The sequence below is a fragment of the Salimicrobium jeotgali genome, from assembly GCF_001685435.2.
Taxonomy (GTDB): Bacteria; Bacillota; Bacilli; order Bacillales; family Halobacillaceae; genus Salimicrobium; species Salimicrobium album.
The window spans coordinates 541928-555550 of sequence record NZ_CP011361.2 but is presented as its reverse complement, the minus strand read 5'-3'; the positions used below and the strand labels follow the sequence as shown (position 1 = coordinate 555550).

Genomic DNA, 13623 nt, shown 5'->3' with positions numbered 1-13623 from the left:
ATGAACCCCTCCATTTTAATTAGTTGATTCCTCTGTTCAATCCAAGAGTGTACGGCCGATCTCTTTTGCACTTTCTATCTGCTCATCTCCCGGTTTCTTCATCGGTTTACGGCAGTAGCCGGCGTCTACCCCTTTAACTTTCAGAAGCTCTTTTATCGTCTGGTAAAGGCCGTTATCCAATATGGCCGTAATCAGATCATTCGATTCTTTTTGAAGCTTCCGTGCTTCACCTAAATCTCCTTCATGAACCGCTTTCAATATTCCTTTCGCTCTCTTCCCGTTTACGTTGAAGGTACTTCCGATTGCTCCGTCAATTCCGTAAACGCTTGCAGGCAGAAGCATTTCGTCGAACCCTGAGAAAATCAGTTTTTCAGGGTAGGCGTGTCTCAGACGTTCCAAAAGGAAGAAGTCGGGGGCTGTAAACTTCACGCCTGTGATCTTTTCGTTTTCAAAAAGCTCCCCGAACTGTTTCAGATCCATATTCACGCCTGTCAGGGCAGGTATGGAATAGATAAGCATCTGATTATCGACATCTTCAAGTATAGAATTATAGTAATCCTTGATTTCTTCAAAATCGAACTTGTAATAAAAAGGAGTAACGGCAGAAAGGGCATCGTATCCGAGATCCGTGACGTAAGCGGCCAGGTCCTTCGCTTCGAAAATATTCAAAGCGCCGACCTGAGCGATAAGGTCCACTTCATCTCCCGCTTCGTCTTTGACGATTTTGAATACTTTTTTCTTTTCTTCCGCTGAAAGCATAAAGTTTTCTCCGGTACTGCCATTTACGTACAAACCGTCCACTTGGGATACGTCGATATTGTAACGGACGATTTCCCTCAATCCCTGTTCATTAATGTTTCCTTTTTCATCAAAGGAATTAATTAGAGCTGTAAAAATACCTTTCATCTTACTTCCCCTCCTGCTTTGTTACTTGTTCTTTCTCTAAAGCTTCCGTGAATTTTTTCGTTATCAGTTGCGGTCTGGTAATAGCGCTCCCTACAACTACTGCATGCGCCCCTGCTTCTACTGCACGGCGTGCCTTATCTTCCGTATCGTAATTTCCTTCGGCAATCACCGGTATTGAAGCTTTAGCTGTCAGTCCTTTTAATACATCGAGGGGCTCTTGCCCTTTCGTGTAAGACGTGTAGCCTACCAGCGTCGTGGCAATAAGATCTACTCCCATTTTTTCGGCCTGCAAACCTTCCTCCACCGTAGAAACATCCGCCATAAACAGTTGTTCAGGAAAACTTTCTTTAATCAATGTGAAGAATTCCTTAAAACTTTTACCGTCCGGACGCAGGCGATCTGTAGCATCGAAAGCTATAATGTCGCAACCTTCCCTGATGAGCTTTTCTATTTCTTCAAAAGTAGGAGTGATAAAAACTTCACTTTCGCCGATCACTCTCTTAATGATACCTATTAAAGGAAGGTCCACCTCCTTTTTGATAGCCTTGATGTCTTCAACTCCGTTAGCCCGAATACCCCGGGCGCCACCTTCTCCTGCTGCTTTCGCCATCTTACCCATCGTTTCGGATCCGTGAAGCGGTTCCTCTTCCAGAGCCTGACATGAAACGATCAGATGACCTTTCAAGTTATCCAATACTTCCATAAAGTTCCCCTCGCAGACTATTATTATAAAGCGTTTTCATGAATCAAGAATAATACAGTGAAATATAACTGTCAATAAAATAATAAAAAATGACAAATAATAATCATCATTATTTTTTATAAAATGATAATAAATTATCAATTAACAGTCTTTTTTGATAGTTTTGAAATTCTTGATATGAAGAGCTTTTCGTGACGTTGGAAGTATTCGAACGAGGCTGAAGGGCACGATAACAAAAAAAGATTGCAACGGAAACGGTGCTGTCCGCTTCCTTGCAATCTTAATCCAAACATTTATTCCCGAAACAGGAGATCACGACTCTTCCCGTTACTCTTTCAGCAGATTGAGAAACCGTTTCGTCCGCTCCTCTTTCGGCTGTTCGAACACTTCAAAGGGGGTCCCTCTCTCCACGACCGCCCCTTCATCCATAAAAATAACTTCATCCGCCACTTCTTTCGCAAAATTCATTTCGTGGGTGACGACGACCATCGTACGTCCTTCTTCTGCCAGCTGCTTCATGACTTGCAGCACTTCTCCTATGAGCTCGGGGTCAAGAGCGGAGGTAGGCTCATCGAAAAGCATCACTTTCGGATCGATGGCCATTGCCCTTGCAATCCCGACACGCTGCTGCTGACCTCCGGATAACTGGTACGGGTACGTATCTGCTTTCTCTTTCAGCCCAACCTTAGCCAAAATCCCTTCCGCTTTCTGTCTCGCTTCCGTTTTTTTCACTTTCTGGACAATTACGGGCCCTTCCATCACATTTTCGATGGCAGTGAAATGAGGGAAAAGATTATACGTCTGAAAAACCATCCCCGACAGCCTGCGGAAGTTACGGATATTATGTTTTGAAATTTTGTCGCGGAAGTCTATCGTCTGCGTATCTATGGTAAGACTTCCGGACTCCGGCTGTTCCAGCAGATTCAGGCACCGCAGGAGGGTCGTTTTTCCGGAACCGGACGGCCCGATGATGACGATAACCTTCCCTGTATCCACTTCCATATTTATTTGTTTCAGTACTTCTAAGTCTCCGAAACGTTTTGATATATTTGTTGCTGTAATCATACAAATCTCCTCACGTATTCACATAACGGTTCATTTTATTTTCGATTCCTCCCTGGATAAGGGACAGGACGAAACAGATCGCCCAGTAAATAGCTGCCGCCTCGATATATAGCAGAAGCGGCGTGTAAGTAGTCGCGACGATCTCCTGAGCTTTCCGGAACATCTCACTCACGAGAATCGTCGAAGCGAGTGACGTCTCTTTCACAAGACCGATGAACGAATTAGAAAGCGGCGGAATCGAAACGCGGGCCGCCTGCGGCAGAATCACCCGCCTGAGCGACTGCATGTAGGACATTCCGATGGACGAGGCCGCTTCCCACTGCCCCTTATTCACGGAAAGAATCGATGCCCGTATCGTTTCGGAAGCGTAAGCACCCGTGTTCAGGGAAAAAGCGATCAGGGCACCGGTAAACGGTTCGAATTTCAAGAATTCCACTCCGAGATTACCGAGACCGAAATAGACGATGAATAACTGAACGAGAAGCGGCGTTCCGCGGATGATGGAGACATACACCCGCGCCGCTCCCGACAGTAAAGCTATACCTGACAAACGGCTAAGCGCTGTAACAATCGCAAGAACCAATCCTATAAAAAACGACAGCAGGGAGAGAGGAATCGTATACGTAAGTACTCCCCGCATTAGCGGCAGGAACGACTCTTTCAGTATTTCTATATTCTCCGAGCTCATCCAGAGAATACTACTGAACAGATACATCTTCATCGAACCATTCATTGGAGATTTCTTTAAGCGTACCGTCTTCTTTCATTTCTTCAAGAGCTCCGTTCACAGCTTCCACCAATTCTTCATTTCCCTGGCGGAACATCATCGCTGTTTCAGAAGCATCATCCTTGCGATCCGCAATTTTCACCCCGGTCTTATCTCCTCTCGTATTCAGGAAATCCAGCACGGATAAACGGTCGTTCACAGTCGCGTCTGCCCGGCCATTTGCCAGAAGCTCCATCGCAGGGTTAAACCCTTCGACACTTTCGATTTCCGCTCCGTGTTTCTCGGCAATGGACGCGTAATTACTCGTCAGAGACTGAGCGGAAGTCGCACCTTCCAGATCCTCGAAGCTCTGGATATCCTCATTGTCCTCCTGAGTTACGAGGACAGCAGAGGTATACGTGTAGGGTTCGGAAAATGCATACTTCTCCTCCCTGTCCGGTTTGATGCCGACCTGGTTGGCAATCATATCAAAACGCTCATTGTTAAGTCCTGCAAACATGGAGTCCCATTTCGTTTCCTCGAAATTCACTTCGACCCCGAGCCTGTTCCCTATTTCTTTCGCAACTTCCACATCATACCCGGTAAGTTTATCTTCCTCGTTGTGGAAAGTATATGGAGCATACGTCCCTTCCGTACCAACCGTAAGTACCCCTTCTTCCTGAATGCTTTCCCACACGCTTCCGCTCTGTTCATCGGAAGAGGTCTCACTTTCTCCATTTGATCCGCATGCGCTGAGGATCACCATGAAAATAATAATAAATATAAAACCGAAAACTTTCTTCATATAGTCCAGCTCCTTCTAATCCTTAGTAAAATGGTATGTTTAATAAGGATACAAAAGGAGATGCTTTTCGTCAACAACTAAACGTTCTTCAAGAAAGTATTGGAATATATTCGAATATTAAAATTATTAAAATTATTTTAAGTGAATCGCTCATTTTTTCAGGGCTTTTTGTTGTTTACTGCTAATTGAATGAAAAAAACACTGAAACACGTGTTCACTTTCTCAATCAAGTCTCTTTCGTGACCTTCACCGTTCTCAAAAAGATCTGAAGGTAACGATTAACTCCGAATCGTTACCTTCAACAGACAATTCCTCCTCCGAAGGGAAGGATTTCAGCCTTTTCGTGACCTTCACACTGCATTTTCTCCCCCAAACGTCAGGATTCGGGGGACGACCACATAAAAAAACTGCCGTCCACTCAGGGACCGCAGCTTTCAAGCTCTATTCTCCGGCAGCCTGAGGCACAACCGGCTTTTTCCTCAGCATCCGGGTATATATCAGAGAACGTACGTCGTTCGGAAGCACTCTTACGAATGTGCGGCTCGATACGTTGAACACAAATTCCGAACGAGAGATGAATCCCGATTCCAGTATTATTCTTTGAAATTTCACTTCATTCATTATATAGTTTCTTCCACCCCTGCGCTGGTACATCCCTTTCCCGGTCCTTACATCCAGGAGGACTTCCGGAATATTCTCTATTCTGCATCCTCTGCTCAGCATGCGGATCCAGAGATAGTAATCTTCATTCCACAGGCACGTCTGGTAATTTCCGCTCTTCAGCACTGCCTGCTTTCGGAACATGACGGATACGTGATTCAGCGGGTTCCGGTATCTGGCCCGTCTCTTAATCGTTTCATGTCCCGTGGGTACGGTTCTCGTATGCCTCCTGGAGTCGTTTTCATCAAACTCGGAAATCCATCCTCCTACAAGGTCCACATCTACGTGCGTTTTCAAATAATCGATCTGCGTTTCAAACCGGTGAGGAAGACTTATATCATCACTGTCCATGCGGGCGATGACAGGATGGGAACAGTGCCATATCCCTGTCCGGAGAGCTTCCCCGAGCCCCACGTTCTCCTCGAGTGGCACGATTTTCACTAACGGCTCATTCTCCCGCTCGAATGTTCGAAGCACTTCTTCCAGCCCATCAGTAAGTCTTCCGTCTTTTACTACTACGATTTCGTCCGGCTTCCTAGTCTGTTCGACTACACTCTCCAACGCTTCTTTGAAAAATCGGGGAGTTTCCTTATCATATACGGAAATCAATACAGAGAATTTCATTGTCCCACCGCCCCTTTTCAGTAATCGATCCGATGTTCGAGATCTTCCGAAGACTGTCAATCATGACCGCAGATCAGACTTTCTTTTCCATATCGATAAAAGTCCCTCCCCCTCTCGAGGCTTCAAGCAGCGTCGCCTTTTCTTTCATGAGAGCGAGTTCGTATTGCCATGCGTCCCTGCACATGTCCGCTACCGTGCGTGCCGCCCGCCAGCCGATTTCCCTGTTGACTTTTCCGGTGTCTGCATAACAGATTTCTATGTCCCCTTCTCTTCGTGCTGCAAATTCATGCGGCACACGGACGTTGTTCTCCTGCTGGAATGTATAAATCAGTTCCTTCACACTCGTCCCTTTTCCGGTTCCGAGGTTGTAAACGACTGCCCCGCCGTCCAGATGTTCCATCGTCTTCACGTGTCCTTCGGCAATATCCATGACGTGGACGAAATCTCTTATACACGTTCCGTCCGGTGTCTCGTAATCGTTCCCGAATATATGGAGCCTCTCAAGTTTCCCGGTCGCAACCTGGGTAATGTAGGGCATGATATTATCAGGGATACCACGCGGGTTTTCACCTATCTTCCCGCTTGCATGAGCACCGACAGGGTTGAAATAGCGAAGAATGGCTATGGAAAACTCAGGATTCATCAATGAAAAATCCTGCAGTACGCGTTCGCACATACTTTTCGTTTCTCCGTACGGGTTGATGGTCGGCTTCAGCGGCATGTGCTCCGTAAACGGAACCTGGTTCTCTCCATAAACTGTAGCGGATGAGCTGAAGATGAATTTTTTTACTCCGAAAGCGTTACAGACTTTCGCCAGCGTTGCAGTTCCGCTGACGTTCGTGTGGTAATAGTCCAGCGCTCTCGCGAAGGATTCTTTAACAGATTTCAGTCCGGCGAAGTGCATGACCGCATCGAACGAATGTTCCGCAAATATCTTTTGTAATGCCTGTTCATCTGTTACGTCCGCCCGATAGAAGGTGACGGACGCTCCGGTAATTTCCTCCACTTTTTTTACATTCTCCTCGTATCCGTTAATGAGGTTGTCAGCGACGACGACGTTATAACCGGCTTCAAGCAGGGCGACACTCGTATGGGAGCCGAGATACCCCGCTCCTCCCGTAACCAGAACCGTATCTTTTGAGTTACGAGCATTCTTTTTCATTTTCAATGTCCTCCTTTATTTAAGTCTGCGATTCCTCCAGGCAACAAAGAAAATTAATTCTATATAACGAACGAAAGTGTATAATTCCTCCTTCTTACATCAAACTACTTCGCTCCGTATCAAATCTGCGAGTTCGTTTCCACGTAATGAGCACAAGAAGTATGTTCATTACCGCACCTCCCAGACAAAAACACGCCACGGCTATAAGGTCATCACCGAAAATCCAGTATCCGGCAAACATCGTTGAAACCCGGACACTTAAGGAACAGATCGTGAAGACGAGATGGAATCCCTGCGCCGACAAAACCGGCAGAGTACTGGTACTTGGTCCCTGCAAAAATCTTGTCCACCCCCACACTGCAATCCACACGGCGTATTCCCCCGCCATCGCCCATCCTTCTCCGAAGACCAGTTCGAATAACCACGGGCCAATCAGGATGACGAGGCCAAACGGGAGGAGACCTATGACAGTCATCACCGCTGTCGCCTTCATCAGTATGGGAGTGATCTTTTCAAAGTTATTCGCTCCCTTTGTAATCCGGGGATAAAAAACATCTGAGACGGATTTCCCAATCAAATGAGTCGGCATATCGAGAGCGATTCTGCCTATGGCGTAAAACCCTGCGGCTGCAGGAGAGAAGAAACTGCTCAGCATCAGAACCGGGAACCCCTGAGAGAATCCATTCAGCAAAAGTTCAGGGGTCCGATAAACCGGGAAGTCATAATATTTTTTCGCTAACCTCTTCATCTCCTGCGTATTCGTCTGTTTCAAAAAAGCCGTGAGTTTTCCGAGTCGAAAGTAACCGGCACCGGTTACCATAAGAAAAGATCGCAACACCTGGTTCATCGAAGTGAACAGAATCAGTACGGCTGCCATTGGGTTGAAAAAACCGATTCCGACCATGCCTGCCTGAACGATGGTCGTTTGACCCATAATGGAACGAGCCGTAACTTTATACTGATTGTTACGAATGAGCCAGTTCTCTATGATTTGCAGACATCCTGAAAAGAAAATGACGAATGGAAGAAAGTAAAGAAAAGCGGCGACTTCCTGTAAATGGAACACTGATGCTATGAGGTCATTGAACAAGAACAGCACCACCGCCGTCAGCAACGCCACCAGTAGCGTGACGTAAAAAGAAAGCCGCATCAGGTTCATCGCTGTCTCTTTCGACTTCGGTAATACGATGGCAATAGGATAAGTCAGGGCGACTGCGGGAGCCAGGATGGCGATGATCGAAGAGTAGACTCCAAACATGCCGAAAGCCTCAGGTCCATATATTCTCGTTAAAAACTGAGAACTCACTACCATAATTACCTGCGCAGAGGCGGTACCGGAAGCTACGATCACTACGTTTCTGACAAATGTTTTCTGTGAAATTTTCACTAATATATTTTCCATAGGCATCCCTTCCAGAAGTTCTGCTCTCTTTTTTGAATCTCCCATTGCTAAGCGTAGTAATAATAGTTTTTCTTCCTTTTTTCCATTTCATTACCGTTCAGTACCGCACCGAGGATCCTGGCCCGTGAGTGCAGGAGTACTTCTTTGGCTTTATTCGCTTCTTCTCTTCGCGTCTTCCTGCTCCGTACTACGAGAACCACCCCTTCGGTATGCGGGGCCAGTAACTGTGAATCAGTCACAGAAAGTACGGGTGGCGTGTCGAAAATGATCAGGTCGTAAGTACTCTTCAATTCGTTCATAAGAGTCTTTATGGAATTTCCGCCCAGCAACTCAGCCGGATTCGGCGGAACCGGCCCGCTCGTTATTATATCCAGATTCTTCACTCCTGTTTCCTGAATTACATTGGTGACGGAAGTTTTCTGACCGGCAAGATAATTGCTGAGACCAACTACATTTTCGGAGGAAAACGTGTAATGAAGGGTCGGTTTACGCATATCGGCATCAATAAGAATCACTCTTTTTCCCTGTTCCGAAAAAACGACAGCCAGATTGGCGGCAGTTGTAGATTTACCTTCTCCCGGGCCCGGCGATGTGACGAAAAATGATCGGAGTTTACGATCTACAGACGCAAATTCCAGATTCGTTCTGATTGTTTTGTACTGCTCTGCCGCTAAAGAATGTCTACCGTTAACAAGGTAACTGCCTTTTTTATTTACTGTCTGTTTACGAACCAATGGACTCACCTCTCATTTCCACAGTGTTAGAAGCAGGGATGGAGTCTTCTCCTTCTTCTACAATTACTTCGACACTACCCATAAACGGTACACCAAGGTTTTCGATTACGTCACTTTCTTTTCGAAGTGTCGTATCCGACGTCTCGAGGATAAAAGCGACTCCGCTTCCGACAGCTGCACTCCCCGCCAGGGCTATGAGCAGGTTCAGCATTATATTAGGGCTGACCGGAACAGCCTCCCCGGCCGGGCCAGCTTCCGAAAGAATCTGCACGTTATCTACATTCATTAGTTCAGGAATACTATCTTTAAAAGTAAGGACCGTAGTATCAGCGATTTCGGCTGCTTTCTCCGGGCTTGCGTCGACTACCGTGACTTCGACTACCTGTGATTCTTCGGCACTTGATACCGATATTTTGTCTTTGAGTTCTTCTGCGCTCATTTCAAGACCCAGCCACGAAGTCACTTCGTCGAGCACGGCAGGACTTTTAATGATGACGTTATACGTGTTGATCAGTTCGATATTCGATCTTATACTCTCCGATGTCACTGAATTACTTTCTGTAGAAACCGGCTGAGACTGATTGACGATGAACTCCGAGGACATCTTGTATTGGGGAGTCATTACGTAAAACGTAACGAAAGCACCCGCTCCGAGCCCCAGAATTACTATGAGAGCGATAACCAGCCAGCGTCGTTTCAATATAAGCAGAAGTTCCATGGTCGAATAACCATTTTCCACTAGTAACAGCCCCTTTTGTTTTGTGAATAGTCGTAACGTGCTTTTTAAAGAACGAAGGAACAGTATTATCTCCCCAGCTCTATCTGATACCGAAAATGTGGGAAGTGTTGGTTAACAGGTACGTACAGAACAGGATAAGAGAGAACGCCAGCACTACAGTTCTGATACTCCGGTTTACATTAGCGCCGGTCAAACTGAGCAGATAAGGGAAAAGCAGCATCTGTACCATCAGGAAGTCCAGGGCTATTCTCGATAAGGAAAGCGGCAGAACCAGCCGAAGTATGATTCCGAACAGCACCAGGTAGTAAAAATTATTTTTGACATTTTTACCGGTGCCGAGTATCAGAAACATTGCCAGCACCACCCACGCCAGCCGTTCCATAAAGTGTTTGGCGCTTACCTCCACAAAATCTTCGCGAACGTAGAAGGAATAAGTCTCCAGGACAGGAACACTTTCGACGATGAACTCTATCGCTATGTTAATTACTGGTGAGAACGCTATGGAGAAAAGAATAATGAAAATAAACAGTTTATCAGGTACCTTTTTCAGACCCTTCAATACGAACGGTACGATAAGCAGAATCATGGCACTGTAGTGTACGGTGATCGCAAGGCCGATGTACAGGAAGTACTTCAGTAAGTTCCTCTCCAGATACTTCACGGCGTACAGAAAGACGATGATACTCATAAACTGTCTGATACCGTTGAACGAATAGAAGAAAAATCCCGATGTCAGAAAAATGAGCGTAAGTTCCGGTGCCACTTTCGCATGATCTTTAAGGATTTTGACGAGAAAGAAGAAGATGAACAGGGTAGTAAGCACGAAATAAGCGTATTCATAACCTGTGACCGTACCGAGGAAAAACAACAGTTTGTGGAACGGTTCAAAATATACATAGGCCAGATTTACATCTGCTGCCTTTTGAAGAAGAAAGTAAGACTCGAAATCCGTACCGATATTTTTCCGGAAAGCAGAAAAGATTAAAAGGGATGCTATCAGTAAAAAACCGAGTGTTCTGTTGCGCAATTTCAGATTGACGATTGCTAGCAGGAACGTATTTACATAGAAAGCCATCAATGCTCCCATCAGCTTTTCCCCCTGAACCCGGTAACCCTTTTCTTCCATTTGCCATTCATTACACAGCACCTTTTCCTTTCAGTACTTGCAATATGGTAAGAAAAAAGATTTTTACATCCATTTTCAATGACAGATGATCGACGTAATGGTTATCGAAATGTACTTTCTGACCGTGGTTTATTTCACTTCTTCCATTTACCTGAGCCCATCCGGTGATGCCGGGTTTCACTTCCAGCCTTCTTTTCTGAGAGGGACTGTAGCAGTCCGTGATTTCCGGAACTTCCGGTCTTGGTCCTATCATACTCATCTCGCCTTTTAAGACGTTCACCAGCTGAGGCAGTTCGTCCAGACTGAACTTCCGAATGAACCTTCCCACTCTGGTGACATCCGGATGCCATTCGGAGCAGCTTTTGAATACGAAATCATCCGGTACACCGTTCGTCCAGCTGTACATCTTTCCGTCCGACCTTTCTTCTTTCATCACTACTCGCATAGATCGGAATTTATACATACGGAAAAGTTTTTCATCCTTACCGGTGCGTGTCTGTCTGAACAGAACCGGACCGCCGTCCTCTATATAGATGGCAGCAGCAATGAACACATACACAGGTGTCAAAATCATGAGGAGGATCAGGCTTAAAATAATATCGAGACTTCTCTTAACGACTCCCTGAAATGATTTTCCGGAGGGACGTGGGACGGGTTTTTTCTGAACAACAGAGTTTTCCATATTAAAGTCACTCCTTTTCCTGTTAAAAGATCGCCCCTTTCTTTCCTGCAATTGCTGAAGGTGCATTTCCATTAAAGTTATTTTATTCTTTATAAAGAACAAACCGGCAAAAAATAAAAGACTCACGCTGAAGCTCACTTTTTTCGGAAAACACAGCCTTTGTTCTTAATAAGGAACGATAAACTGAATCCACTCCTTTCACTCTTTATTTCCAATCCGGAAATTCGCTATTTTTTCTTCTGGTCTTGTTTAGTATTATACTACATCGTTTACAAAAAGCCTAGCCTTTGTTTAAAATAATGAAAATATATATTTTATAAAGAACAAAACCTTTTTGTGCTTCCCTGTTTTGAATTCTTTATAAAGAATGATGTTGACTACAGTCCCGAAACCTTCTATATAAAAGAGCCTCTCCCAGCGGAGGAGGCTCTGCTTCTGTAAAGATGCTACGTTTATACTACCTATCCCGGGCGATACCTGAAGTGAGCAATCATACCTCTTAAAATTGCAATACTGAGACCTGCTTTATACCGGTTTCGCTTCAACATATAGTACAAACTCACCATTATTCTCCTGAATATCCGTTTCAGTCGATAGAAAAGAGAATAGTTATGCTTATTCAAAAGAAACATTTCGGCCGCTCCCCCGTTATAGGATCGACCTTTCAAACCTTTGTTTTTATCAACCATTTCATAATCCCAGGGATGCAGTACTTCTATCGTATTCGTGTAATAAATGATAAACCCCTCTTTAAGAGCCCGAATCGGATAATCGTAATCCTCACAGCCCTGGAATATCGTATTCGCTCCGAGGCCGAGCCTTTCATCGAACCCGCCGACTTGATCGATAACTTCTTTTTTATAAAAAGAGGAGATAGAGGCCATCAGACCGATAACATTGTATTTATGAACGAACTGGGACTTCGTATTTTCCTGTACTTTTCTTCCTGTCGGAACGCTGTTCTTCATTTTAATCGCCAGCACATCTAAATTATTCTCGTCGAAAAAATCGTTGATTCTCCGCAGTAAATTCTCCGGGTACAAACAGTCATCGTCCGGAAAGGCTACAATCTCCCCGGATACATATTTCAAACCTTCATTGCGGGATTTGGACAGGCCTTTTTCACAACTCAAGTGAAGAACGGGAAAATCCGGCTCCATTCTCTTCAACAGCTCGTGGATTCTCTCATCTTCATTCTGATCGACAATGATAAGTTCCAAATTTTGATACGTCTGTGAAGATATTGACGTTATAAAGTTCCCTACCAAATCCGTTCTTCCGAGCGTACATAAGATTAAGGAGAACTTATGATTTTTCATTCCGCTGCCCCTCCCGACCATAATATTCCGTTCATCATTACGTTCAGTATACACGTAGGTGTCTAAAAAGAAAACAAATTTATTTTATAAAGAACAAAAGGTGTTTTTCACTTTCATAGCTATTCAAAAAAATGCGCTTGTATGATTATAAAGAACCTTTTTTTTCACTTTTACCTAGGACTAGTGTATTATAAATTTAAATAATGACGGAATTCAGAAAGGAGGCTATTCCCTTTGGAGTCAGCTGAACATATTTATTTGAAACGTCTGGATGAGACTATGCGGGCTGTGGATCATCTTAACTCGCATTCCACAACCTCGAGAGACGTTCATAACATCACTCATTCTCTCGCCGACAACGACCGGGAGAGTCTCTATAACGTTTTCCAATCCACCGGTTTCTGTTATGAGGAATACCCGGACCCGGAACAGTGGAAAAGTATCCAGTTTTTCTGGAAGAGCATTCTCGCTTCCGCAAGTCTTCAGTCCGAGGCCAGGCATCTCACCCTGATGTCTATGGCTCAGGTCTTCTCCCTGTTCCACACGATTGACGAGATGAAGGCGGAGCAGGCGGAGGCGGGGGCACGTTTTCTGACGGACAAGATCATTGATCTGTACGCCTCGAGCGTGAAGGAATTCGACACGATAACGAACTCGCATGTCGCCAAGGCTATCCAGTTCATCAATACAAAAGTGAAGTCGCGGGATTTGCAGCTGAGTACTGTAGCAGAAGAACTCGATATCTCCTCTCCTTATCTGTCTTCCATTTTCCAAAAAGAAATGCAGGAGACGATCACTTCCTATATCCACCGCAAGAAGATAAAAGCTTCCACGGAACATCTTATCTTCACCGACTATTCGATCAAGAACGTGGCTCTGGAATACGGGTACTCATCGGTGACCTCTTACGGAAGGAAATTCAGGGAAGTCATGGGGACGACTCCTCTCAAGTACCGGAAAGCCCATTCGTTCTGAAATATCTTTCCTGAA

Annotated in this window: 14 protein-coding genes; 1 reads left to right on the top strand and 13 read right to left on the bottom strand. The window is 45.1% G+C overall.

The window, feature by feature from the left end:
• Positions 1 to 36 precede the first annotated feature (36 nt).
• The 13 genes from AAV35_RS02755 to AAV35_RS02695 form a co-directional block, all read right to left on the bottom strand.
• Positions 37 to 906, bottom strand: a complete 870-nt coding sequence (locus AAV35_RS02755) for an N-acetylneuraminate lyase (protein ID WP_008590781.1) — start codon at positions 904 to 906, stop codon at positions 37 to 39.
• A 1-nt stretch (position 907) separates the two neighbouring features.
• Positions 908 to 1609, bottom strand: coding sequence for an N-acetylmannosamine-6-phosphate 2-epimerase (locus tag AAV35_RS02750; protein WP_008590779.1), 702 nt, complete (start codon positions 1607 to 1609; stop codon positions 908 to 910).
• 327 nt (positions 1610 to 1936) lie between these two features.
• Positions 1937 to 2674, bottom strand: a complete 738-nt coding sequence (locus AAV35_RS02745; protein ID WP_008590777.1) for an amino acid ABC transporter ATP-binding protein — start codon at positions 2672 to 2674, stop codon at positions 1937 to 1939.
• Positions 2675 to 2684: 10 nt separating this feature from the next.
• Positions 2685 to 3395, bottom strand: a complete 711-nt coding sequence (locus tag AAV35_RS02740) for an amino acid ABC transporter permease (RefSeq protein WP_169819471.1) — start codon at positions 3393 to 3395, stop codon at positions 2685 to 2687.
• Positions 3373 to 4185, bottom strand: a complete 813-nt coding sequence (locus tag AAV35_RS02735) for an amino acid ABC transporter substrate-binding protein (protein WP_008590774.1) — start codon at positions 4183 to 4185, stop codon at positions 3373 to 3375. The genes AAV35_RS02740 and AAV35_RS02735 overlap by 23 nt, the downstream gene beginning before the upstream one ends.
• A gap of 441 nt (positions 4186 to 4626) precedes the next feature.
• Positions 4627 to 5469, bottom strand: a complete 843-nt coding sequence (locus AAV35_RS02730) for a glycosyltransferase (RefSeq protein WP_008590772.1) — start codon at positions 5467 to 5469, stop codon at positions 4627 to 4629.
• Positions 5470 to 5542: 73 nt separating this feature from the next.
• Positions 5543 to 6631, bottom strand: coding sequence for a UDP-glucose 4-epimerase GalE (galE, locus tag AAV35_RS02725; protein ID WP_008590770.1), 1089 nt, complete (start codon positions 6629 to 6631; stop codon positions 5543 to 5545).
• 94 nt (positions 6632 to 6725) lie between these two features.
• Entirely contained in the window at positions 6726 to 8033 is a 1308-nt protein-coding gene (locus AAV35_RS02720; RefSeq protein WP_008590767.1) for a lipopolysaccharide biosynthesis protein, read from the bottom strand.
• A 47-nt stretch (positions 8034 to 8080) separates the two neighbouring features.
• On the bottom strand, positions 8081 to 8767 hold the full coding sequence (locus tag AAV35_RS02715) for a CpsD/CapB family tyrosine-protein kinase (RefSeq protein WP_008590765.1): 687 nt from the start codon (positions 8765 to 8767) through the stop codon (positions 8081 to 8083).
• The gene (locus AAV35_RS02710) at positions 8757 to 9506 is read right to left on the bottom strand and encodes a YveK family protein (RefSeq protein ID WP_008590763.1); all 750 of its coding nucleotides are present in this window, start codon (positions 9504 to 9506) and stop codon (positions 8757 to 8759) included. Before AAV35_RS02710 ends, AAV35_RS02715 begins: the two co-directional genes overlap by 11 nt.
• 79 nt (positions 9507 to 9585) lie before the next feature.
• Positions 9586 to 10593, bottom strand: a complete 1008-nt coding sequence (locus AAV35_RS02705; RefSeq protein WP_008590761.1) for an EpsG family protein — start codon at positions 10591 to 10593, stop codon at positions 9586 to 9588.
• A 49-nt stretch (positions 10594 to 10642) separates the two neighbouring features.
• Complete coding sequence (locus tag AAV35_RS02700; RefSeq protein ID WP_008590759.1) at positions 10643 to 11314, bottom strand: sugar transferase; 672 nt, start codon at positions 11312 to 11314, stop codon at positions 10643 to 10645.
• Positions 11315 to 11775: 461 nt separating this feature from the next.
• A complete protein-coding gene (locus tag AAV35_RS02695; RefSeq protein WP_008590757.1) occupies positions 11776 to 12633 on the bottom strand; it encodes a glycosyltransferase family 2 protein in 858 nt (285 codons plus the stop codon).
• A gap of 234 nt (positions 12634 to 12867) precedes the next feature.
• On the opposite strand from AAV35_RS02695, the gene AAV35_RS02690 reads away from it, so the two are divergent.
• Positions 12868 to 13608 (top strand): helix-turn-helix domain-containing protein, encoded by a 741-nt coding sequence (locus tag AAV35_RS02690; protein ID WP_008590755.1) that lies wholly within the window; start codon positions 12868 to 12870, stop codon positions 13606 to 13608.
• Positions 13609 to 13623 lie beyond the last annotated feature (15 nt).

Coding starts and splice junctions, on each gene's coding strand:
- galE (WP_008590770.1), bottom strand. CDS start 6,631: ATGAAAAAGAATGCTCGTAACTCAAAAGATACGGTTCTGGTTACGGGA.
- AAV35_RS02735 (WP_008590774.1), bottom strand. CDS start 4,185: ATGAAGAAAGTTTTCGGTTTTATATTTATTATTATTTTCATGGTGATC.
- AAV35_RS02730 (WP_008590772.1), bottom strand. CDS start 5,469: ATGAAATTCTCTGTATTGATTTCCGTATATGATAAGGAAACTCCCCGA.
- AAV35_RS02740 (WP_169819471.1), bottom strand. CDS start 3,395: ATGAAGATGTATCTGTTCAGTAGTATTCTCTGGATGAGCTCGGAGAAT.
- AAV35_RS02705 (WP_008590761.1), bottom strand. CDS start 10,593: ATGGGAGCATTGATGGCTTTCTATGTAAATACGTTCCTGCTAGCAATC.
- AAV35_RS02755 (WP_008590781.1), bottom strand. CDS start 906: ATGAAAGGTATTTTTACAGCTCTAATTAATTCCTTTGATGAAAAAGGA.
- AAV35_RS02750 (WP_008590779.1), bottom strand. CDS start 1,609: ATGGAAGTATTGGATAACTTGAAAGGTCATCTGATCGTTTCATGTCAG.
- AAV35_RS02695 (WP_008590757.1), bottom strand. CDS start 12,633: ATGAAAAATCATAAGTTCTCCTTAATCTTATGTACGCTCGGAAGAACG.
- AAV35_RS02745 (WP_008590777.1), bottom strand. CDS start 2,674: ATGATTACAGCAACAAATATATCAAAACGTTTCGGAGACTTAGAAGTA.
- AAV35_RS02700 (WP_008590759.1), bottom strand. CDS start 11,314: ATGGAAAACTCTGTTGTTCAGAAAAAACCCGTCCCACGTCCCTCCGGA.
- AAV35_RS02720 (WP_008590767.1), bottom strand. CDS start 8,033: ATGGAAAATATATTAGTGAAAATTTCACAGAAAACATTTGTCAGAAAC.